Source organism: Candidatus Margulisiibacteriota bacterium (genome assembly GCA_018822365.1).
GTDB lineage: Bacteria > Margulisbacteria > WOR-1 > O2-12-FULL-45-9 > XYB2-FULL-48-7 > XYB2-FULL-45-9.
Map to the genome: position 1 here is coordinate 1 of JAHJKL010000009.1, position 22577 is coordinate 22577.

23 protein-coding genes are annotated in these 22577 nt (G+C 52.2%); 18 read left to right on the forward strand and 5 right to left on the reverse strand.

Going from position 1 to position 22577, the window contains the following annotated elements:
* Positions 1–337 precede the first annotated feature (337 nt).
* From KKF06_00465 to KKF06_00520, 12 genes are read left to right on the forward strand one after another with little or no spacing between them, the layout of a single operon-like run.
* Positions 338–1162, forward strand: a complete 825-nt coding sequence (locus KKF06_00465; GenBank protein ID MBU1616240.1) for a PHP domain-containing protein — start codon at positions 338–340, stop codon at positions 1160–1162.
* Positions 1140–2231, forward strand: coding sequence for an alanine racemase (alr, locus tag KKF06_00470; GenBank protein MBU1616241.1), 1092 nt, complete (start codon positions 1140–1142; stop codon positions 2229–2231). Before KKF06_00465 ends, alr begins: the two co-directional genes overlap by 23 nt.
* Positions 2228–3745 carry a DNA polymerase III subunit gamma/tau gene (gene dnaX, locus KKF06_00475; GenBank protein MBU1616242.1) on the forward strand — a complete coding sequence of 506 codons (1518 nt, stop codon included), beginning with the start codon at positions 2228–2230 and terminating at the stop codon, positions 3743–3745. Before alr ends, dnaX begins: the two co-directional genes overlap by 4 nt.
* Positions 3742–4761: an aspartate-semialdehyde dehydrogenase gene (locus KKF06_00480; protein ID MBU1616243.1), complete on the forward strand. Its 1020-nt coding sequence runs from the start codon at positions 3742–3744 to the stop codon at positions 4759–4761. The genes dnaX and KKF06_00480 overlap by 4 nt, the downstream gene beginning before the upstream one ends.
* Before the next feature lie 14 nt (positions 4762–4775).
* Complete coding sequence (locus KKF06_00485; protein MBU1616244.1) at positions 4776–5423, forward strand: class I SAM-dependent methyltransferase; 648 nt, start codon at positions 4776–4778, stop codon at positions 5421–5423.
* Positions 5420–6190, forward strand: coding sequence for a potassium channel family protein (locus KKF06_00490; GenBank protein ID MBU1616245.1), 771 nt, complete (start codon positions 5420–5422; stop codon positions 6188–6190). Before KKF06_00485 ends, KKF06_00490 begins: the two co-directional genes overlap by 4 nt.
* Positions 6191–6194: 4 nt before the next feature.
* On the forward strand, positions 6195–6722 hold the full coding sequence (locus tag KKF06_00495; GenBank protein ID MBU1616246.1) for a ferredoxin: 528 nt from the start codon (positions 6195–6197) through the stop codon (positions 6720–6722).
* Between the two features lie 13 nt (positions 6723–6735).
* A complete protein-coding gene (gene cysE / locus KKF06_00500) occupies positions 6736–7338 on the forward strand; it encodes a serine O-acetyltransferase (protein MBU1616247.1) in 603 nt (200 codons plus the stop codon).
* A 2-nt stretch (positions 7339–7340) separates the two neighbouring features.
* Positions 7341–8774, forward strand: coding sequence for a cysteine--tRNA ligase (gene cysS / locus KKF06_00505; GenBank protein ID MBU1616248.1), 1434 nt, complete (start codon positions 7341–7343; stop codon positions 8772–8774).
* A 14-nt stretch (positions 8775–8788) separates the two neighbouring features.
* Positions 8789–9853, forward strand: a complete 1065-nt coding sequence (locus KKF06_00510) for an MFS transporter (GenBank protein ID MBU1616249.1) — start codon at positions 8789–8791, stop codon at positions 9851–9853.
* A gap of 4 nt (positions 9854–9857) precedes the next feature.
* A complete protein-coding gene (serS, locus tag KKF06_00515) occupies positions 9858–11138 on the forward strand; it encodes a serine--tRNA ligase (protein ID MBU1616250.1) in 1281 nt (426 codons plus the stop codon).
* A gap of 14 nt (positions 11139–11152) precedes the next feature.
* Entirely contained in the window at positions 11153–11392 is a 240-nt protein-coding gene (locus KKF06_00520; GenBank protein ID MBU1616251.1) for a hypothetical protein, read from the forward strand.
* Here the strand turns inward: KKF06_00520 and pabA are convergent.
* Positions 11389–11961: an aminodeoxychorismate/anthranilate synthase component II gene (gene pabA / locus KKF06_00525; protein MBU1616252.1), complete on the reverse strand. Its 573-nt coding sequence runs from the start codon at positions 11959–11961 to the stop codon at positions 11389–11391. The two genes, KKF06_00520 and pabA, sit on opposite strands and share 4 nt — an antisense overlap.
* Before the next feature lie 16 nt (positions 11962–11977).
* Here pabA and KKF06_00530 point away from each other — a divergent pair, with 16 nt between their 5' ends.
* Positions 11978–13045: a peptidoglycan bridge formation glycyltransferase FemA/FemB family protein gene (locus tag KKF06_00530; GenBank protein ID MBU1616253.1), complete on the forward strand. Its 1068-nt coding sequence runs from the start codon at positions 11978–11980 to the stop codon at positions 13043–13045.
* A complete protein-coding gene (locus KKF06_00535) occupies positions 12985–14445 on the forward strand; it encodes a UDP-N-acetylmuramoyl-L-alanyl-D-glutamate--2,6-diaminopimelate ligase (protein MBU1616254.1) in 1461 nt (486 codons plus the stop codon). Before KKF06_00530 ends, KKF06_00535 begins: the two co-directional genes overlap by 61 nt.
* A gap of 36 nt (positions 14446–14481) precedes the next feature.
* On the opposite strand, the gene KKF06_00540 is transcribed toward KKF06_00535, so the two are convergent.
* The 3 genes from KKF06_00540 to KKF06_00550 are packed head-to-tail and all read right to left on the reverse strand — an operon-like array spanning position 14482 to position 18351.
* Positions 14482–15639, reverse strand: a complete 1158-nt coding sequence (locus KKF06_00540; protein ID MBU1616255.1) for a hypothetical protein — start codon at positions 15637–15639, stop codon at positions 14482–14484.
* Positions 15632–17125: an MBL fold metallo-hydrolase gene (locus KKF06_00545; GenBank protein ID MBU1616256.1), complete on the reverse strand. Its 1494-nt coding sequence runs from the start codon at positions 17123–17125 to the stop codon at positions 15632–15634. Before KKF06_00545 ends, KKF06_00540 begins: the two co-directional genes overlap by 8 nt.
* Entirely contained in the window at positions 17125–18351 is a 1227-nt protein-coding gene (locus KKF06_00550) for a hypothetical protein (GenBank protein ID MBU1616257.1), read from the reverse strand. Before KKF06_00550 ends, KKF06_00545 begins: the two co-directional genes overlap by 1 nt.
* 75 nt (positions 18352–18426) lie before the next feature.
* On the opposite strand from KKF06_00550, the gene KKF06_00555 reads away from it, so the two are divergent.
* Genes KKF06_00555 through KKF06_00565 form a run of 3 tightly spaced genes read left to right on the forward strand, consistent with a single transcriptional unit; the run spans position 18427 to position 20902 of the window.
* Complete coding sequence (locus tag KKF06_00555) at positions 18427–19053, forward strand: YIP1 family protein (GenBank protein ID MBU1616258.1); 627 nt, start codon at positions 18427–18429, stop codon at positions 19051–19053.
* A gap of 18 nt (positions 19054–19071) precedes the next feature.
* A complete protein-coding gene (locus tag KKF06_00560; protein MBU1616259.1) occupies positions 19072–20667 on the forward strand; it encodes an AMP-binding protein in 1596 nt (531 codons plus the stop codon).
* A complete protein-coding gene (locus tag KKF06_00565) occupies positions 20657–20902 on the forward strand; it encodes an acyl carrier protein (protein MBU1616260.1) in 246 nt (81 codons plus the stop codon). Before KKF06_00560 ends, KKF06_00565 begins: the two co-directional genes overlap by 11 nt.
* Before the next feature lie 15 nt (positions 20903–20917).
* Here the strand turns inward: KKF06_00565 and KKF06_00570 are convergent, their stop codons facing one another.
* The gene (locus KKF06_00570; protein ID MBU1616261.1) at positions 20918–21793 is read right to left on the reverse strand and encodes an ATP phosphoribosyltransferase; all 876 of its coding nucleotides are present in this window, start codon (positions 21791–21793) and stop codon (positions 20918–20920) included.
* A gap of 181 nt (positions 21794–21974) precedes the next feature.
* Here KKF06_00570 and KKF06_00575 point away from each other — a divergent pair, with 181 nt between their 5' ends.
* On the forward strand, positions 21975–22487 hold the full coding sequence (locus tag KKF06_00575) for an ORF6N domain-containing protein (GenBank protein MBU1616262.1): 513 nt from the start codon (positions 21975–21977) through the stop codon (positions 22485–22487).
* Positions 22488–22577 lie beyond the last annotated feature (90 nt).

The following is a 22577-nucleotide window of genomic DNA, read 5'->3' on the forward strand; positions in this document are numbered from 1 at the left end:
ATCTGGACGCATAAACTTAAGTCGGATGCCCAGGCCGGGGGCAGGATTGCGGGGGATGCCCGTAAAGCTCTGGAAAAACGGCTGGGGCGATCGATTGTTTCAAAGCATAATTATTTGACGGAAGATGAAGCTAAGAAAAGATTAGGGAGAGGGAAAGAGGTTGAGAATAATTAGGAGGAAGGCTCGTCGCAACAGCTGAAGCAATTATAAATATATTTCTGTGGCCGCGACGTTTAGTCGCGGGATAAAAAGATATTATCGCAGGCTTCCTGAAGGTTTTATTCAGTCTGCCTTCCGTTTACCGCCCGCTGAAATTCTGCTATAATTGATCCAGAAAATGCCAGCCGATCTTCATATACACACGAACCAATCCGACGGCACATTTTCTCCTGAAGAAACGGTAAAAATGGCGGCCGCGGCCGGCCTGAAAACCATTTCTTTGACCGATCACGATAACGTGGATGGCCTGGAAGAAGCGCAACGAGTAGCCGCGCTCTCCGGGATCGAGCTTATTCCCGGGATTGAGATGACGACCGAAACGGCCCAGGCCGAGGTTCATATCCTGGGGTATTATCTTGATCACAAAAACCCGGAATTGCTTGAAGTTTTAACCAGGATCCAGGCGAGCCGGGTCGAACGCATCTATACGATCGTTGAAAAGCTTAAGTCGCTTGGGGTCGAGATCGAAGCGACAGAAGTTTTCGCTCTTTCAGGAGAAAAATCGCCGGGGCGCCCGCATGTCGCCCGGGCCCTGATCAAAAAGGGGATCGTCTTGAATTTTCGGGAAGCGTTCAAGCGCTTTCTTGATTTTCGGGCGCCGGCCTATGTTCCCCACTTTAAACTGACGCCGAACGAAGCGATCAAGCTGATCAAAGGATCGGGAGGGATCGCGGTTTTTGCCCATCCGGCGATCTCCAAAGCCGATGATCTGATCCCGGAGATGATCAACAGCGGATTGCGAGGGATCGAAGCGTATTACTTGGGGCATTACGCCGACCAGGTTGACTACTATGTCCGGCTGGGAAAAAAGAACGGCCTTTTATTGACCGGAGGCTCCGATTTTCATGGCGAAGATTCTGGTCGCGAGTCAAAACTGGGAGATTTTTCGATCCCCGACGAACTGGTGGATAAATTAAGAAATGAACACTTACGCGGAAATTAATTTAGCGGCGGTCAAACGGAACATCGGGGAGATCAGGAAAAAGCTTGCCCCGGGAGTAAAGTTTATGGCGGTGGTAAAGGCGAACGCCTACGGCCATGGCGCGGTGGCGGTGGCCCGGGCGGCGGGTGAAGCGGCGGCCGATTATCTTGGCGTTGCCAACCTGAAAGAGGCGCTGGAGCTGCGCGAAGCCGGGATCCTTTCCCCGATCCTGATCCTGACCGAATCGCCAACCTCGGTGGCTGATGAAATAATCCAGCACGATCTGACCCAGACGATCTATTCTTTTGCCGAAGCCAAAGCCTTGTCGGAAGAGGCGCAAAAACGGAAGCGCCAGGTCAGGGTCCATGTCAAGATCGACACCGGCATGGGGAGGGTGGGGGTCGCCCCGTCGGAAGCGATGGCTTTTATCGCCAAAGTCGCGTCGCTTCCCGGCCTGGAGATCGAAGGGTTGTTCACCCATTTTGCCAAGGCGGAGGACCCGGAAGATAATTTTACCCGGGAGCAATTCGGCAAATTCAAACAGATCATCGACCGGATGCCGCGGGTGCCGCTGAAACACTCGGCTAATTCGGCCGCCGCCCTTTTTCACCAGGAGACCCATCTTGACTTGGTTAGGATCGGCCTGATGATGTACGGTCTTTATCCGCTCGGGAATTCCCGGCGGCTTATTGCCCTGGAGCCGGCCCTTTCTTTCAAGACCAGGGTCGTCTATTTGAAAAAAGTCCCGGCGGGAACGCCGCTCTCATACGGCTCAACCTACGTAACCAAGGAAGCGACCAGCATCGCGACCCTGCCGGTCGGCTATGCCGATGGCTTTAGCCGCCGATTATCTGATCGTGGACAGGTCATGATCCGGGGAAAAAGGTTCCCGATCGTTGGCCGGGTGAGCATGGATATGTCTCTGGTCAACGTCGGCAGCGCCAATGTTGAGGTTGGAGATGAAGTTGTGCTGATCGGTCGTCAGGGGGGAGAAGGGATCTCCGCCGACGAAATGGCTGATTTAGAGGAAACAATTTCATATGAAGTTGTTTGCAGTATCGGCAAAAGGGTGCCGAGGGTGTACCGATGAGTTATATATCGTTATATCGAAAATGGCGCTCACAAGCCTTTGACGAGATCATTGGCCAGCCGGTCATTGTCCAGACCCTGAAGAACGCGATCATGACCAAGCGGATCGCGCACGCCTATCTATTTACCGGACCGCGCGGGACCGGGAAAACCTCGACCGCCAGGATCCTGGCGAAATCCCTGAACTGCAAAGATGGCCCGACCGCCTCTCCCTGCGGTAAATGCGACAACTGCGACAAGATCAAGAACGGCCATTCGGTCGATGTGATCGAGATCGATGCCGCCAGCAACCGGGGGATCGACGAGATCCGCGACCTGCGCGAGCGGGTCCGTTTTGCCCCTCTGGAAGGGCGCTATAAAGTTTACATTATCGACGAAGTCCATATGCTGACCTCCGAAGCGTTCAACGCCCTGCTTAAGACGCTGGAAGAGCCGCCGGCCCATGCTATTTTTGTGCTGGCGACGACCGAACTGCAAAAAGTCCCGGCGACGATCGCTTCCCGGTGTCAGCGTCTGGACTTTTGCCGGATCAAGCTGGCGGAGATCATTGCTCACCTGAAGCAAATTGCGAAAGCCGAGGGCTTCAAAGCCGAGGATAAAGCGCTCGACCTGATCGCCCGCTCTGCCGAAGGAGGGATGAGGGACGCGATCTCTCTGCTTGATCAGGCGATCTCATTTTCGGGGAAAGAGATAACCTGCGATAGTATTGTGACCCTTTTAGGGACAGCCGATGAAGAACTCCTGTTCGGTTTTGCCGAAGCGATCTCCGCCGGGGACGAAACCAAAGCCCTTGCCCTGATCAAGACCGGGGTTGAAGAGGGGCGGTCAATGTCGCAGGTCGCCCGCGATTTTGTGATGCACTTTCGCAATCTGCTCCATCTGAAGGTCGGTTCCGGCGAAGCGCTGGAATTGACCGGTGAGCAGCTGGAGCGGTTGAGGGCGCAAGCGGAAAAATTCTCCCTGCCGCGGATCAAAGAGGCGATCAAGGCCCTCTCCCGCGCTGAGCTTGATATGAAATGGCATCCCCACGCCAGGCTGGTACTGGAAGTGGCGATAGTTGAGCTGCTGCAAGATGAGCCTCATGCCGTTGCGCAAAAAGCTTTACCGGTAAAAGCGGTGGTTAGGCCAACGGTTGCGGTGATCCCGCAAAAAACCGAAAAACCGGCGGTCAAGAAAGATGGCGTGACCATTGAGCGGATCAGGCACCACTGGAAAGATATCCTGGAAAGCATGAAGCAAAAAAGCCTTACCGGTTATGTTTCGCTTGCTGAAGCCGAACCGATCGAGGTGAGCAGCGCCGGCAAGCTGATCCTGGGCTTCCGCAAGGGGTATTCGTTCCATAAAGAACGGATGGACGATGCCAAAAATAAGGAGTCGCTGATGGAGTCGGTCCGTGAATACAGCGGGGAGAATTTGCCGATCGAAACGATCATTGCCGAACCGGTCGCGGCGGCCGCCGGCACAGCGCTGACCGCGTCCGGTGTCGCCGAATATTTTGGAGGGAGAGTTTTATGAAAAAGTATAATGTTTGCGTCTTAGGGGCGACCGGAATGGTCGGGAAAGAGATGATGAAAGTCCTGGAAGAGCGGTATTTTCCGGTCAACAAATTCCTGCCGCTGGCTTCCGGCCGGACCGCCGGGACCAAGGTCACCTTTCAGGGGAAAGATTACACCGTTGAAGAGGCTAAGCCGGAATCGTTTGATGGAATGGAGATCGGTTTGTTTTCCGCCGGAGGCAATGTCTCCGCCGCGCTCGCGCCGGAAGCGGCCAATCGGCAGTGCCTGGTGATCGACAATACTTCTCATTTTCGCATGGACCCGGCTGTTCCCCTGGTCGTCCCCGAGGTCAACGGCCATGCTTTAAAAAACCATAAAAGGATCATTGCCAACCCGAATTGCTCGACCGCCCAGATGGTTTTGGCCCTCAAGCCGATTTATGACGCCGTCGGGATTGAACGGATCGTTGTTTCAACCTACCAATCTGTCTCCGGTTGGGGGAAAGAGGCGGTAGTTGAACTTATGGCGCAAAGCAAGGTCCTTTTGGATGATCCGAAGGCGGCGGTTGAAGCAAAATGCATCTTTAGGCGGATCGCTTTCAATGTCGTGCCGCAGATCGACCAATTTACCGGGAACGGTTATACCAAAGAAGAGATGAAGATGGTCAACGAGACCCAGAAGATCTTTGAGGACAGCTCGATCAAAGTGACCGCGACCGCGGTGAGGGTGCCGGTGGTGATCGGGCACTCCGAATCGGTCAATATAACCACCAGGAAAAAAATAACCGCGGATGAAGCAAGGAAGCTGATGGCCGGTTTTGCCGATGTCAAAGTGGTTGATGATCCGGCCAAAGGTCTTTATCCAACTCCGATCGACTGCGTCGGCAAGAACGAGACCCTGGTTGGCCGGGTCCGTGAAGATATCTCGCAGGAGAGAGGGCTGGAAATATGGATCGTGGCTGACAACCTGCGCCGCGGCGCCGCCCTGAACGCGGTCCTGATCGCCGAGCGGATGATCAAGGACGGCTTGATCTAGCCGCCGGGGGAGCGATGATCGACAAACAGAAACAGATCGCCTATTTTGAGAACCTTTTAGCCGAGCATGGGCCAAACTATAAGGCGCTTGATTGGAATTCGCCGGAGAGCCAGCGCCTCCGCTACCGGATATTTTCGGAGATCTTCTTGTATGGCCGCAAGGCGAGCGGCATTTCCCTGCTTGATCTTGGCTGCGGCTTGGCTGACTTGTATGCTTTCTTGAAAAGCGAGAACCTGCTCCAGAAGAACCGGATCCAATACACCGGCTGGGACCTTGCCCCAAAGCTGGTGGAAACCGCGCAAAAAAGATTTCCCGAAGCCAAATTTGAGGTCAAAGATATTTTAGAGGAGAAGCATTTGCCCCGTTTTGATTACATCATGGCGAGCGGTGTTTTGACCATTCGGACCGCTGGCGAAGAAGAGCATCTTGATTTTGTCCGGGAGATGATCTACCGTATGTATGAGCTGGCGCATTGCGGCGTGGCCCTCAACTTTCTGAGCCAGGGGTCTCTGCCGATCAGTGACGTGAAGGGGCTCAATTCGTCCCAGTACTATCTTTTTGACCCGGAACAGCTCTTGCACATGATCAGATACGCCTGTAATAAGTATATTGTCAGGCACGATTATCACGAGGGGGACTTTACGGTCTTTTTGCTAAAATGAAAAAGTTATATCAGATAAAAAAACGCGTTAACCCTTTAACCAAGCTGATCTTTCCCGCGCTGCTGATCATCGCGATCATCGCTATTGGCACCTGGGGTTATGTTCATTTTGAGGGATGGGGGCTGTCTGACGCGCTCTACATGGTCATCATTACCTTGTCGACCGTCGGTTTTCGCGAAGTTCATGAGCTGAACCTGGCCGGCCGGGTTTTAACCATTGGCGTGATCGTTTTTGGGATCGGCACGGTCGCCTATACGGTCGGCCAGATAATAGAGATTATTGTTGAAGGTGAGATCGGCGGATATCGAAGGAGGAGAAAGATGGAAAAAAAGATCGCGAACCAAAAAAACCATTTTGTCATTTGCGGATATGGCCGGGTCGGCCACCAGATCGCCTCGGAATTTGCCGCCGCTAAAGTCCCTTATGTGTTGATCGACAACAAGGAAGAAACTATCCGGGAATTGGAAGGGACAAAAATTCCTTTTTTGGTCGGGAATATGACGACCGATCAGATCCTGCTTGACGCGGGGATCAAGAACGCGAAAGGCCTGGTTGCGGCTGCCGATTCGGATACTGACAATGTTTTTGTCACTCTTTCGGCCAGGGTCCTGAACCCAAAATTATTCATTATCGCCAGGACCGGTACGGTTGAGGCCGAAGAAAAACTGAAAAAAGCCGGAGCCGATCGGGTGATCTCCCCATATTTGATTGCCGGCAAACAGATGGCGGCTATGGCGACCAGGGTTGTGCTTGGCCAGCCGGATTAATTAAATGATGATCAAAGAAGAAAGCCTGCGACTTGGGACGATCGAAGCTGTAGCCGGAGAAATGGCCGTAGCCGCCAGGACCGCGCCTAAAGCGAAAGGGATCGATCTTTTAGAGATAATGATCTTAACCGGCGATGATATATTAAAGCTGGCTGAAGAGATGAGAAAGATCGGCGAGCGTGAAAAGCATCAAACCTTTTTGCGCGATTCCGAGAATATTAAAAAAGCGGCTGCGCTGATCTTGATCGGGACCAGGAAGAAATCGATCGGTTTAAAATATTGTTCGTTTTGCGGCTGGCCGAATTGCCAGGAGTCCGAGAAGGCGGGGGCGCTCTGCGCTTATAACACAGGTGACCTGGGGATCGCCATCGGCTCGGCGGTGTCGGTCGCCATGGACCATCGGATCGATAACCGGGTCATGTATTCGGTCGGCAAAGCGGCGATCGAGGGGGGCTTTTTGGGGAGTGAAGTGGTCGTGGCTTACGGTATCCCGCTTTCGGTCTCGGCTAAAAATCCCTTTTTTGACAGATAATGAGGAGTAATTTATGATAAGCGATATCCAGGCGATCTTTGAACGCGATCCGGCCGCGACCAATATATTTGAAGTTCTGCTTTATCAGGGGCTCTGGGCGATCTGGATCCATCGGATCTCCCACGTTCTTTATAAATGGCGGATCCCCATCTTGCCGAGATTGATCTCGCAAATTATGCGGCTATTGACGATGATCGAGATCCATCCCGGGGCGAAGATCGGCAAAAAGGTCTTTATTGACCACGGTTGCGGCGTGGTGATCGGTGAGACCGCTGTCATTGGAGATAACGTGACGATCTACCAGGGAGTGACCCTGGGGGGGACCGGAAAAGAAAAAGGAAAGCGGCATCCGACGATCGGCAACAACGTGGTGATCGGCGCGGAAGCGATCATTCTGGGAAACATCACGATCGGCGATTTTGCCAGGGTTGGCGCGGCCGCGGTGGTGACCAAGCCGGTCCCGTCGCATTCAACGGTGGTCGGCAATCCGGCCCGGATCGTTGTCCAAAAAGGACAACGGATCGAACCGCTTGCCCATAACGAACTTCCCGATCCGGTGGCCAAAGCGCTGGAAGAGATCAGCCAGCGGCTGGAGAAACTGGAAAAGAAAAAATGACCATCCAGCTATATAACACCGCTTCCCGCCGCAAGGAAGAGCTGGCCCCCATTGCTCCACCCGAGATCAAAATGTACGTTTGCGGGATAACCCCCTATGACGAAAGCCACCTCGGGCACGCCCGCGCCTATGTTACTTTTGACGTTATCAAGCGCTATCTGGTTTATGCGGGTTATAGGGTTAAACACGTCCAAAATATTACTGATATCGATGATAAGATAATACAGAAGGCGAAAGAAGGGGCGTCAAGGCATCAAGGCATCAAGGAAATGAAGGCGCTTTGCCTTGAGATCGCTGAAAAATACAGCGCTTCATTCTTTGAGGCGATGGGGAAACTGAACGTCCTGCCGGCCGATGTTTATCCCAAAGCGACCGAACATATCCAGGAAATGATCGATTGGATCAAGGGGCTTGAGTCCAAAGGGGTGGCCTACGAGCTTCCTGATGGGGTCTACTTTTCAGTTGAAGCTTTTCCTGATTATGGGAAACTTTCCGGCCGCCAGCTTGACGAGCAGGAAGAAGGGGCCAGGGTCAGAGAGCATAAAGGGAAGAAGAACCCGTTTGATTTTGTCCTTTGGAAGCGGGCCAAAGAAGGGGAGCCGGCCTGGCCCAGTCCCTGGGGGGATGGACGTCCCGGCTGGCATATTGAATGTTCGGTCATGTCGACGAAATATCTTGGCCAGCAGTTTGATATCCATGGCGGAGGGCTAGACCTGGAATTTCCCCACCACGAAAACGAGATCGCCCAGACCGAGAGCCTGACTGGAAAGCGGCCCTGGGTGAAGTATTGGCTCCATAACGGCTTCGTCACGGTTAATAAAGAAAAAATGAGCAAGTCGCTCGGCAACTTTTTTACCTTGAAAGATATATTCGAGAAATTTGACCCGATGGTCATCCGCTTTTTTATCCTTTCCACTCACTACCGGAGCCCGATCAATTACAGCGACGCTGAAATGAGGGGGGCGGGGGAGGCCTATGGCCGGGTCAGGCAATTCCTGGCCGATCTTAACTTTATGCTGGAAAATTCACCCGGGGAGGCGCCACCGGTCGAAATAAGCGACCTCAAAGAAGAACTGCTGCCATATCTTGATAAATTTTCCGCGGCAATGAACGACGATTTTAATTCCGCCGGAGCGATCGCCGCCCTTTTTGAGTTGATCAAATATTGCCGCAAAACGCTAGACGATGGGGAAGATGAAAAAGAATGCCTCGAGTATATGCGCGAAGTAGTCACGCAATATTTTGGCATTTTGGGGATAACTTTCGCGGCGGACCGTCAGACCCTTGATTCGGTGGTCGCGGCGCTGATCGCTGAACGGGAAAATGCCAGGAAAAACAAGGATTTCAAACGGTCAGACGATATCCGCGACCGGTTGAAAGCCGACGGAATTATTCTGGAAGATACCCCTTACGGGACCAAGTGGAGCCGCTCTTAGCCGGCGGATAATCAATGGAAATCTCGACGCTTATCGCTTTTTTAACCAATGCTTCTCTTTTTGCTTCGCAGCTTTTTATCTCGGTGATGGTCAAGGAGATGGGGGGGAGCAATCTGGCGGTCGGGCTGACGATCAGCGCCTATTTTGCCGCTTTTTTCCTTTCCGCTTACATTTTCGGGCGACTGGCCGATTTTTTTGGGTACGCTTTATTCCTTCGTCTCGGCTTGCTTCTTTCAACAATATTGTTTGCTTTGCAAATATTGGCCCGTGATCCTTTTTCTCTTCTTCTGGTCAGGACCGGGGCCGGACTGTCTGCCGGGATGTTCCCGGCCGCCTTGACCGTTTATGCCTTTAAAGATCGAGGATTGATCGGCAAATTTAAGGCTTATGGAGCCCTTGGTTGGGCGCTTGGTTCAATGCTGGCCGGCCTCCTGGTCCGTAATAACTATATTTTTATCTTTAGCTCGGTCCTTTTTGCCGTTGCTTTTCTTTTTTCTTTGCGGCTCAAAGAGCTGCCGGTTATAAAAAAATCTTCCCGCGACCCATTTTCCTGGGAGCTGCTCATCAGGAACCGGGATGTGTTTCTGCCGTATTTTCTCCGTTCCCTGAGCGCCCAGAACCTGTGGGTGATCTTCCCCTTGTATTTGATGCATCTTGGCGGGACCAGGTTCTGGGTAGGGGTCGCTTATTTTATCAACACTTTTTCACAATTTGTCCTGATGCAGTATGTCGAGCGGTTCCCGGGGCTGACTATGTTCCGCCGGGGTATATTTTATACCCTGGTCACATTTATTCTTTATGCCCTGCTCCAGAATTTTTGGCTGGTCCTGCCGCTCCAGGTCTTGATCGCTTTTTCGTTTTCCACGTTTGAGGTTGGGGCCAACCAGGAGCTGTTGACCAGGAACGCCGAAAAAGCGGGGGTGGCGGGGATTTTGACCTCCCTGCTCAACCTGGCGGCGGTGATCGGGCCGCTCCTGTCCGGGATCTTTTTTCATTTCTGGGGGTTTTCGGGGGTTATGTTCTTTTCGGTCGCTGTCTCCTTTGCCGCATTGCTTAGCGCCAGAAAGGTGATAAAATAAATCTATGCTTGATCCAAAGGTGTTGCGAGGGGAGCCCGAAAAGGTTAAGGCCGGCCTGAAGAACCGGAAGGCCGATCTTTCTCTGGTCGACGAATTCACTTCCGTTGATGAAAAATGGCGGAAGTTGACCGCCAGTATCGAAGAAAAAAAGGCCCGCCGGAATGTCGCGTCCGAAAAGATCGGCGAGCTTAAGAGGAATAAAGGGGATGCCTCGGCCCTGCTGGCCGAAATGAAGGGACTCTCTGACGAGATCAAAGAGCTGGAGACCAAGCAGCAGGGGCTTGAATCAGAATTAAATAATATTGTTTTAAACTTCCCTAACCTTCCCGATGGCTTGGTGCCGATCGGGGAGGGGAGCGGGCAGAATACAGAGATCAGAAGCTGGGGGACGAAGCCAAGTTTTTCTTTTAAGCCGCTCCCTCACGATGAGCTGGGTGCGCGGCTTGGGATCCTCGATTTTGCCAGAGCGGCAAAAATTGCCAGGTCCCGGTTTGTGGTTTATCGAGGTTTTGGCGCGGCCCTGGAGCGGGCTTTGATCTCGTTCATGCTTGACCTGCACATTAAAGAGCATGGATATACGGAGGTTTTAACTCCGTTGCTGGTTAATGCCGACAGCTTGCGCGGTACGGGCCAGCTGCCTAAATTCGCGGAAGATCTTTTCCGCTGCCAGGATGACGATCTTTACCTGATACCGACCGCTGAAGTCCCGGTGACCAATCTCCATCGGGACGAAATCCTGGAGCTAGAAAAACTACCGCTAAAGTATGTGGCGTATACCCCTTGTTTTCGCCGCGAAGCTGGTTCCTACGGTAAAGATGTCAAAGGGATCATCCGCCAGCATCAGTTCAACAAAGTTGAGCTGGTCAAGTTTACTACCCCGGAAAGCTCCCCAGCCGAGCATGAACAGCTGACCGCTGATGCCGAAAAAGTCCTGCAAAAATTGAACCTCCCTTACCGGGTTGTCCAGTTATGTACCGGCGATCTCGGCTTTGCGTCAGCCAATACATACGACCTTGAGGTCTGGTTCCCCTCGGAAAACCAATACCGGGAGATCTCGTCCTGCTCTAATTTTGGGAGTTTCCAGGCGAGGCGGGCCGGGATCCGTTATAGGCCGCAAAAGGAGGCCAAGCCTGAATTTGTCCATACTATTAACGGCTCCGGGCTCGCTGTCGGCCGAACTTTTGCCGCTATTATAGAGAATTATCAGCAAGAGGATGGTTCAATTGTTATCCCCGATGCGCTTAGGCCGTATTTAGGCGGCCTTTGCAAGTTTTCTGCCGTATAAAACGATATATTAGTATGGTTGATGGCATTTTTAAGATCTCCGGAAGTGGGCTGTCCTCTAATAAAATAAAAGGGGCTTCCAGCGCGCAGGAAAACTTTTTAGAGGCCTTAAAAGCGACCTTTGCCAAAGAGACCGGCAAGTTGGTAGGGACAAAATTGCCTGGTGACCGCGGGGTTGTTTTCTCGCCGAATCCGCAGACGCTGCTTTCATTAAATATTAGCCACGTTCAATCATCCGGCGAACCGCAAGTTTAGCTCCTCGGCAGTTTACAAAAATTCTCCAGTAATTTTCGGCCATGCGCCGTCAGAATGGACTCCGGATGGAACTGGACCCCCTCAACGACGAACTTTTTATGCCGCAATCCCATGATCTCTCCCTCTTTGGTCCAGGCTGAAATCTCCAGGCAATCCGGGAGGCTTTTTTTCTCAACAATAAGCGAGTGGTAGCGGGTGGCCGCAAACGGGCTGGGAAGCCCTTTAAAAATAGTCTTGCCGTCATGATTGATCTCCGAGGTCTTGCCATGCATGATCCGTCCGGAGCGGACGACCTTACCGCCAAAAACTTCGCCGATCGATTGGTGCCCAAGACAAACCCCCAGGATCGGGATTTGCCCGGCAAAGGCTCTGATCACATCGCAGCTGATCCCGGCTTCTTTAGGCGATTTGGGGCCGGGTGAGATGAGGATCCGGTCGGGATGGAGTTTTTTTATCTCAGGGATCGTGATCTCGTTGTTCCGGTAAACCGCGAGCTTTTCGCCCATTTCTCCGAGGTATTGCACGAGGTTGTAAGTGAACGAATCATAATTATCCACCACGAGAATCATGTTATAATTATATCACATGAAAGCCAAGATCATTACTTACCTCGATCGTGAACGCTGGAATAATTTTGTCGCTTATTCAGCCCACAACTCCATCCTCCAATCATATGAATGGGGGGAATTAAAAGCCCGCTTCGGCTGGCAGCCGATCAGGGTCGTCCTTGAAGATGGAGGCAAGATCCTGGCCGGGATCTCCATACTCAAGCGGCAGGTCCCCATGATCGGCCATTCGCTTTTTTACGCGCCGCGGGGACCGATCCTTGACTATGGCAACCGCGACTTGCTGCATGCGATGCTTGATCTCCTTGAAGAGCAGGCCGACCGGCACCGGGCGATCTCACTGAAGATCGACCCTGATGTGGAGGAAGGGGACCATCTTGCCCTTGATAACCTGAGCTCTCTTGGTTTTGAACGGGCGCTGAAGCAGATCCAACCGAGGGCGACTTTTTTAGTCAACATTGAAGGGGAGCTTGATGACCTGATGGGGAGTTTTGCCGAAAAGACCCGTTATAATATTCGCCTGGCCGAAAAAAAAGGGGTCTACGTCAAAGAGGACAGCAGCGAAAAAGGGATCAGAGAATTTTACGACCTATATACCGAGACCGCCAAACGGGATAAATTTCTGATCCATCCGCTATCTTACTATCAGAAGATCAAAGAGGTGATCTTCCGGGCCGGACTGGGCGCCAACTTTGTCGCTTATTATGAGGGGAAGCCGATCGGCGCGGTCATCACTTTTAATTTTGGCAGCCGGCTCTGGTATATGTATGGGGCTTCCGCCTCCGCGTACCGGAACGTTATGCCAAATCACCTCCTCCACTGGAAGATCATCAAGTGGGCAAAAGCGAAGGGGCTCAAAGATTACGATCTTTGGGGGATACCGGCCAAGCCGGAGGAGGGGCACCCGCTCTTTGGCGTATACCGTTTCAAGAAAGGCTTTAACGGCGAGCTGAAAAAATATATCGGCGCCTATGATTTTCCGTATAGTCCCCTCTTTTTTCACGCGTTTGAACATGGGGTCGTCTGGTGGCAAAATATCCGAAGCCTGATGACCAAAGGCAAAATGGCCGACTCGTTGGGAGAATAACCATGACTTTTTCCGGTATTACCTACGATTCAAGACGGGTTAAACCAGGTTTTATCTTTGTGGCTATCCCCGGCTTGAAACACGACGGAGCCGACTTTGTGCCGCGGGCGATCGCCGCCGGGGCAAAGCTGATCGTCGCCGAAAAAGCGATTACAGTCCCTTCTGGCGTTGAATTAAAAGTTGTCCCTTCCGCCCGGGAAGCGCTGGCCGACCTGTCGGCCGAATTTTACGGCCACCCGTCAAAAAAACTAAAGCTGATCGGGATCACCGGGACCAAAGGGAAAACAACCACTTCATATTTTATTCGATCGATCTTGAATGAAGCCGGGTTCAGGACCGGACTGATCGGGACCGTTGCTTTTCCCATGACCACGCCGGAGGCTTCAGACCTCCAGGCCGAACTGGCGAGGCTGGTGAATGAAGGCTGCAGTCATTGTGTACTGGAGGTCTCTTCCCACGCTCTGGCGCAGGAGCGGGTCCGCGGCTGTCACTTCGCGATCGCGATCTTCACCAACTTAAGCCACGACCATCTTGATTACCACCGGACGATGGACGGCTATCTTCTGGCCAAGCGTAAGCTTTTTGAAATGCTTGATCGCGACGCGATCGCCATTATTAACATTGATGATCAAGCCAGCAGTTCGCTGATCAGCGTGGTCAAAGGAGAGGTTTACTCGTTCGGCCTGGAACAGGCGAAACATGATCTCAGGAACACCAAGTTTAACGATAGCGACGCGGTTGTTGCGGCGGTCGAGATCCGGGAGAAGGAAATGGCGGTGGTCATCAATGGGGTAGAGGTCAGGACCCCGCTTATTGGCCGGCATAACGCCTACAACCTGACCGCCGCTTTCCAATGCGGGTTGGTTTTGGGGTTGCGCCAGTCGGTGATCAAGGCGGGGATAGAGAACGTTAAAGTTATTCCCGGCCGCCAGGAAAAGATCGAACTTGGCCAGCCTTTTACGGTGATCGTTGATTTTGCCCACTCTCCGGATAGCCTGGAGAAGCTGCTGCAAACATATCGCCAGGTCACCCAGGGGAAGTTGATCCTGGTCTTTGGCTGTCCAGGCGACCGGGACCGGGCGAAGCGTCCAATGATGGGGGAGATCGCCGCCCGTTTGGCCGATATTGTCTTTGTCACGACCGATGATCCGTATAGCGAGGAACCGGAGAGTATTATTAGTGAAATAATGAAAGGGATACGGGAGACGGGTGACGGGAGACGGGTAAAAAAAATCGTTGATCGGCGGGAAGCGATAAAGGCGGCGTTAATTCAGGCCAAAAAATTAGATACTGTCTTAATCGCCGGACGAGGGCATGAGAAGTACCAGGATTTTAAAGGGGAAAAAGTCCAGTTTGACGATAAGTTGGTGGTAATCGAGCTGATAAAAGGGCTCTTTTAACCGCGCACTTAAGTGCGCGGTTAAATGGAATGGCTTCTATTTCAATCCAGGGAAAACACTTGCCAATCCCGGGTGGACGATCCTGCCTTCTTCGATATTGACCCCGGATCTAATGACCGGATTGTCTTCCTTCGCTTTATAAAGCCATTTCTGCGCGACCTCGGTCAAATAGGGGAGAAGGACCGTTCCCAGAGCTTCCGAAGCGGTCAGCGCTCCCATTGACGGGAGATTGGGGGGGGCAAAAAAGAAGAGTTCGCTTCCCGGAATTGTCGGCAGGGTAAAAGGCTCTAAAAGACTGGTTTCCAACACCCCTTCGATCCCTCCCCCCTGGTCAATGTCGATCGGGTAGAGACAACCGCCGGCTTGCATGGTCCTGATCAGATCAAGAGTGACCAGCTTGGCCGGTTTTTTTCCGCAATTATACATCGAAGAGACCAGAAAAAAGGCCCCATTTACTGCCTCCCGCAGGTTGCTTTGGTTCATTTCCATTACGGTAACATTGGGGAAGCGGATCTCATGGGCTTTGAAGTATTCAGATAATAATTTTATTCGCTGGGGATTGTTTTCCAGCAGATTGACGGAACAGCCCCGTTCCGAAAATTCTTCCGCCGCTGTTTGGCCGACCCGGCCTCCTCCTAAAATAACGACTTTTAATCCCTTTAAACCGGTCTCCGGCAGGCCGCTGGAGATGATCTTTTTGCTGATCAGGGCAAACTCATCGGCGTGGCGGGCGACGATCTTAGCGGCCGCTTCGCTCATGGGGGCGAGACAGGGAAAATTGGAGCAATTGTTCCCTTGTTCCATTGTTTCCAGAGCAATGAAAGCTGTCCCTTTTTCCCGGCTGGTCTTGAGCGCCAGGGTGGTCCGGTCAAAACTTTGGGCAAAATGCTGGAAGGAGATGACCAGGTTGTTGCGCAGGCTCTGGAAATCGGCCGGTTTGGTCTCTTTGACCCCAACGACAATATCTTTGTCGAGCGCTTCGGCGTGACCGCAAATCTCCGCGCCAACTTTTTCGTAGTCGGAGTCAGCAAATCCGATCTTCTCTCCCGCCCCTTTTTCCACAAAGACTTTAACCTGAGGGACCTGCTCAATAAAGCGGGAGACATGGGCCGGAAGCAAAACGACCCGGTTCTCGACCTCTCGTCCCTGGGGGTCGGTTTTGGCTTCCCGGAGTATAGATAACGAGTTAACCATTGAACTTGTATTTTAGGACTTCCGGGTCGCTTTCGTCAACCCTGATCTGCCGGTAGGGAAAAAAGATCCCGCTCCCGGTTTCGCGGATCTGGAGGTCAGTCAGGCGAAGTTCCAGGTGAACGTCCGAAGGGATCACCTTCAGGCCGGAACTATGACTTCCGTCAATTGCCTGGGCCCAATTCTCAATAATATGGCTGATCGTCTCGCGCCGGCCGGAGAATTCTTCGCCAAATTCTGTCAGGATCGCCAGGGCCGGTTTCCCAATTCGGGCTTCTTTTAGCAGGTTGATGCAGCCAAGCATCCCCAGGTGTTGTTTAAGAAGCCGCCCTTCTTCTTTTTCTACCGAGCCGATGTTGAGCATAATTACCTGCGCTTCATGGTATTCAAGCCCGAGCCCGACTTCATAACGGGTGTCGCCGGTCAGCCCAAGCTTGAGCGTTTCGCTCGAATTATAAGGGAGGTTAGTATTTAGGACCAGCCCGACCGATGATTCCTGGTTGGTCCAAAACTCGGTGTGATGGGCCGGCTTGACGCTGATCGTAAACCCGTAACTATCTATAAGCGGTTTCCCTCCGATCTCGGTTACTGTGCTGCCGGGGACCAGCAATTTGAAATTGATCTCCCGGTTCCCATTGGGGTCGGTTGCCGGCAGGAGACCATTGAACTTGAGCATGGTCCCGGCCGAACCGAAAATGTCGATCACTTTGGAGTGCTTCAAGTCATTATGGTCGTTATATTTGGCCAGCAGGGAAAGTATCCCTTCGACCGAATCGGTATGATCGTCGTGGTCGTGGGTGATAATGATCGCGTCAATGTCGGCGATCCCGAGCCCCAGGTCGCGGAAAATATCAAAGAAAGCGTATCCCGGGTCGATCACGATCCCTTTGGTTTCCCCCTGCCGGTTTTTGGTGGTGAGAAAGTAGCCCCCCCCCTGAGAGACCCCGTGGGAAAAAAGAGGGGAAGAAGAATTCCATTTGCGCATTATCCGAAGAATATTCGGTCCGATAGCGTGGTTGATCGCCCGGGGCGCATTGAGGTCGCGAAGCAATTTGACCTGGTTCTTCTTGATCGTCTCCCTGGTCGGGAAGAGGGTGTCTTCCATGTAAGCGATCGCTTGAGTGGCGGGGGCGTTAAAATTTCGCTTCTGAAGGTCGTGCTGATGGGAAAGCTTGAAGTCGCTATAAGCGTCCTGGAAGCGCCCCTGGAGAAATCGGGTAATCCCGCGGGAGTAAGCGGCGGTGCTAGCCTGGTCGTGCTGTTTATGCCCTTTTTTGAAGAGCTCGTCAAAAATATATTCCGCTTCCTGGTAGAGGTTGTTGTTGACGCAAAGATGCCCGATAAAGGTTAGAAAAGTATTGTCAAGCGCGGTCAGCGCCTCGCGGATCTCTTTGAAATGCTTGTGGAGCCAGGCTTTTTGGGCGGTGGGAGGGAGCTTCTTGAGCTGCTGCCAGGTGGCCGGCCGCGCCGGGTCCAGCACCTCCTGCACTAGAACCTCCAGCTTCCGCCGATCATCTGGGTCCGGTTATAGGTCCCCCCGAGGATCGCGTAATCGATCAGGAGATTCCCCATTACTAAGGTCAATCCGGCGGTCTTGTTCCCATCATCAAGCCCGCCGCGGAGCAGGAGTCCGGGGATCATAGAGACCTCGGCCCCGTAATGCATGGTCGCTTGTTTGTTGTTTTGGTTGAAAACATTATGGGCATCGGCCGCGACGGTCAAGAAGGGGAACGGCATGACCGCCATCCCGGCATTGACCAGCATCTCGTAGCGGGTCTTGGCCCCGTTCTGCCAGTAGATATCAGAGGTCAGGATCCCCTTGGTCGCCAGGCCAAAAGAGATATAATCGACCGGCTTGCCGATGAAGCCGAGGTCGATGTCACCACCAAGTCCACGGACATCGGTCGAGATAATCCGCTGGTCGTAGACGTTGACGTTGGCGCCAAGGGCGACCCGCTGTTCAAAGCCGGAGGCGAGGGTCAGGATGTACTGGTTTGATTTGACGTCCAGAGGGGGGTTGTAATCGTTGATCCAGCCAAGTCCCAGGGCAAATTGCGCTTTGGTCGAGGTCTTTTCTTCCGGTTCGCGAACTTGTTCCCAGTAATAAGGTCGGGGAGAGGGGCGATACCAGGGAGAATGCATTGGATAAACATAGTAGCGGGGACGCAGAGAGCTTCGGACCGTTTCCTTGACCGCTGTTTGGGCGATGTCGTGGGTCGTGTCGGCCGCGCCGCTCAAGGCCCCTTTGATCGCCTCTTTCCCCAGCTGGCGGAGGCTGACCGCCTGTTCGCTTCCGGCGGCGGTCACCTGGTCGGCCATTGATTCGCCGCGTTCGGTTTTTTCGCCGGCGCGGCCCCAACCTTTTTTCAGGATCCCTTTATCGGCCAGGTATGATGCCCCTTCGTAGGCAAACATTGAGGCGAGCCCGATCCCCAGTATCCATTGGAAAGGGTTCATGTCGGTCTCGTAGCACATCTTGAGATTTAACATATTATCGCCAACCCAGGTATTCCGGTTGTTCAGCTTGGTAGTGCCAAGCATCGTGACTTCAGGGTTTAAAGCGAGACCGGCCGGATTCCAATAGGGAGCGTTAGCGTCATCGGCGACCGCGGTAAAAGCCCCTCCCATTCCCATTGGCCTGGTCCCATAAAGGGCAAAAACGCTTTGGCACGAAAAAATTAACAATAAAATAATGATGATCGGTCTAAGACGCATGGGTTACCTCCTGTTAAAACTGGCTGAATAATATCAAAGTTCCCCTGTCTTGACAACTAAAACTCGAATGGTAGAATGGCAAAAATCACGGAGGTGCCTTTGGTGAAAGAAATAATTGAACGAATCAAAGCAATAATAACAAATCCGACCGAGACCTGGGGGACGATCAAGAGCGAAAAGATCGAGATCAAAGAGCTCCTTATTAATTATGCTGCTCCCCTGGCCCTGATCCCGGCCCTGGCTACCTTGATCGGTCTTTCAATTGTCGGCATCCGGGTCCCGACCGGTTTTATTATCCGGATCCCTTTCCTGGAAGCGTTGATCGCCGGGGTAGTCGGTTATTTTTTAAATCTGGCGATCCTCTTTGCCGGCGCCTGGGTGGTCGGCTACCTCGCCGCTTATTTTAGCTCAAAAAGCGACTTTGACCTCTCATTCAAGTTGATCGTTTATTCAATGACCCCGGTTTGGGTAGTAGGGGTTACCGCTCTTCTTCCGGGTATCGGGATTTTACAGATCCTGGGATTATATGGGCTTTATTTGCTCTACAAGGGGTTGCCGATCCTTCTGGAGACCCCGGACGACAAAGTTAAAATGTATTTTATTTCGATCGTCATCTCTTCCATGATCTTGACCTTTTTCTTTTCGTTCATCATTGGCGGCGCCGTTTACGGTCCGATCATGATGAGGATGATGAGCTTCTAATATAAAACGGGAGCTTTTTTGGAAAGTTTAAGAGAGATCACCGATCGGTCGGCCAGGAACTATGCCGCTTTTCCGGCTTTCCGGGGGCGGACGGAAGATGGCTACCAAACTTTTACCTTTATTGATGCCGCTCAGGCGATCGCTAAAATCCAAAGTTATTTAAACTCCTTGGGGATCGTCCACGGCGACCGGGTAGTGATCATGGCGGAAAACCGGCCGGAATGGCCACTTGCTTATTTGGCCGTTACCACATATGGGGCGATCGCGGTCCCGATCGATGCGGTCCTGAAGGAAGAAGATGTTCTTCCTTTGCTGGCCGATTGCCGGCCAAAAGCGACGATCGTTTCCCAAAAGATCTCAGCCAGCCACCAGGGATTATTTGCCGGACTCCATCTCCTTATAATGGAACGTATCGCAACCCTTCCGGACCCGGTTAGCTTTGACCGCCCTCCGTTAAAAGCGAGCGATGTCGCCTCAATTGTCTACACGTCAGGCACCACCGGCAGTCCAAAGGGGATAGTCCTGACCCATTGGAATCTGGCTTCCAACGCTCAAGCGGTTGCTTCGTTATTTAAGATCGGTCCAGGCGATAATATGCTTTCTGTCCTTCCTTTATCCCACACCTTTGAAACTACCGCCGGATTTCTTGCTCCGTTCTGCCGCGGGAGTTGTATTACTTATACCGACAGCCTGAAATCAAACGTCCTGGTCAAGATCATGCGGGAGACCGGGGTGACCATTATGTGTGGCGTTCCGATGCTCTATCAGATCTTTTTTGAAGGGATCATGCGCCAGGCTGAAGAGAGCGGCAAGAAGCTTCTTTTTGACCTGCTGCTGCGCTTATCGGCGCTTTTTGTTGATGTGATCGGGGTCAATATCAGCAGATCCATTTTCGGAATGGTCCATAAGAAGTTTGGGGGGAAGATCCGCTTTTTTGCTTCCGGCGGCGCGGCGATCAGCCCGGAACTGGTCTATAAATTTTCACTTCTCGGATTTACCGTTCTGCAAGGCTATGGCTTGACCGAAACTTCGCCGATCGCCACGGTTAATGATTTGTCCCACAACCGGATTGGCTCGGTCGGCAGACCGCTTCCAGGTGTCAAAGTGATGATCGCCAATAAAGACGGTCCGGGTGAGATCTTGATCTCCGGCCCAAACGTGATGCGAGGATATTACGGGCGGCCAGACCTGACAGCGGAGGTTATGAAAGACAAATGGCTGAAAACCGGGGATGTCGGCTATTTTGACCAGGATGGTTATTTGTTCATTACCGGACGGATCAAAGAGATAATCATCACCGGTTCGGGGGTCAACGTTTATCCGGATGAGCTTGAAGAGCGGCTGAATAAACTTCCCGGAGTGGCCGAGAGCTGTGTGATCGGGGAGAAAATCCGCGAAGGGATCCGCCAGGGGACAGAAAAAGTGATTGGGGTGGTGGTCCCCAAAGAGGGGGTCAGCGACGCGGAGATCAACCAGCAGGTCCATGAGCTCAACAGGCAACTGGCTGAATTTAAGCGGGTCAACCTGGTCATTCGCCGCCGCGAGCTCCCCAAGACCAGGCTGCTTAAGATCAAAAGATTGGCGGTGAAAAAGGAGCTGGCTGATGGGAAATGAACAAGAGATCATTACCCTGATCGCCAAAGTGATCAAGGTCCCCCAGGAAAAGATTGGACTTGAGACCGATATTTTTCAGGATCTGGGGGTAGATTCGCTATTGGGAGTGGAGATCTTTGCCGCATTGGATAAAAAGTACAACCTCGATATCCCCGAAAGCCGCTTAGAAAACATTACGACCGTGGGGGATATTGTTGATTTGGTCGCGGAACTACGAGCCAAGCCCGCGCAATAAATTACGCGGTTAAATCTAATAGATTACTTTATTCAACGGATATTCGACTATCCCTTTCGCCCCCGCTTTTTTAAGTTTAGGGATCAGATCCCGCATGACGCTTTCGTCAAGAATGGTATCGACGTCGACCCAGTCGGGATCAGAAAGCTCGGCGATTGTGGGGGTCTGCAGGGCGGGGAGGATCGCCAGGATCGTTCGCAGGCGGCTCTTGATCACGTTCATTTTTAACCCAACCTTGCTTTCGGCGGTCAGAGCCCCTTTAAGCAGGAGGATCAAATTGTCGAGCTTCTCTTTCTTCCACGGGTCGCTCAGACATTCCTGGTTGGAGATCACTACGGTATTGGATTCCAGAACGGTGTCAATGATCTTCAGGTGATTGGCCTTGAGCGAAGAGCCGGTCTCGGTCAGTTCAATAATAGCATCGGCCAGGACTGGGGGTTTGGCTTCGGTCGCCCCCCAGGAGAATTCGACATCGGCGGTTACTTTGTTATCTTTGAGGTATTTTTTGGCGACGTTGACCAGTTCGGTTGCGATCCTTTTTCCTTTAAGGTCTTTCACCGATTTGATCTTGCTGTTTTCGGGGACCGCCAGGACCCAGCGGACTTTGCGCATCCCCTGTTTGGCGTAGACCAGATCGGCCACTTTTTTAACCTTGCAGCCGGATTCCATTACCCAATCGGTTCCGGTCAATCCGGCGTCCAAAACTTTATCTTCGATATAGCGGGCCATCTCCTGCGCTCTGATCAGCATGATCTCGATCTCATCATCGTCAACGTTTGGATAGTAAGAACGGGAGGATCCTTTAATATTCCAGCCCGCTTTTCTGAATAGTTCAAAAGTTGATTCCTGCAGACTCCCTTTTGGCAGGCCCAATTTTAGCTTGTTTGCCATGAAAAACACCTCTTGTCCAAAATTGTAGCATAAATTGTGCAAAAATGTAAATCCCAATATTTTCCTGATCGGCTCATCCGTAAACTCGACATCATTAAAAGCTGGCAATAACTTTGCTGTGTTGGGAATGGGACTTATTGGAGGGGACTGGGTATGGGGGTTTAACAGAAAGAGGGTAAAAATGGATAAAATGACACCAATTGAAAGGATCGCGAGCAGGATTTATTTGATCAGGGGCCAAAAAGTGATGTTGGACCGGGATCTGGCGGAATTGTATGGGGTAGAAACATTCAATTTAAATAAGGCGGTTAAAAGGAATATTTTGCGTTTTCCGGTTGATTTTATGTTCCAATTGAGTAGCGAGGAATATAAGGCTCTAAGATTCCAAATTGGAATGTTAGAAAAAGGGGCTCACTCCAAATATTTACCATATGTTTTTACTGAACAGGGTGTAGCCATGCTCTCTTCTGTTCTCCGTAGCGAGCGGGCTATCCAGATGAATATCCTGATCATGAGGGCTTTTATTCGTCTCAAACAAGTTTTCGCCGATAACAAAGAGCTGGCTGACAAGTTCCATGAGCTGGAATCAAGGGTCGATTGCCATGACGGGGCATTGGCCGAGATTATAGATCGGATCAGGGAACTGATGACCCCTGTGCGGACTAACGTGATTGGGTTTGATTTACCAAAGTAGGGGCGAGGGATGGGGGGCGAGGGATTAAATGGGACGGGGGGCGAGGGAAGAGGGAAGAGGGAAGAGGGAAGAGGGAAGAGGGAAGAGGGA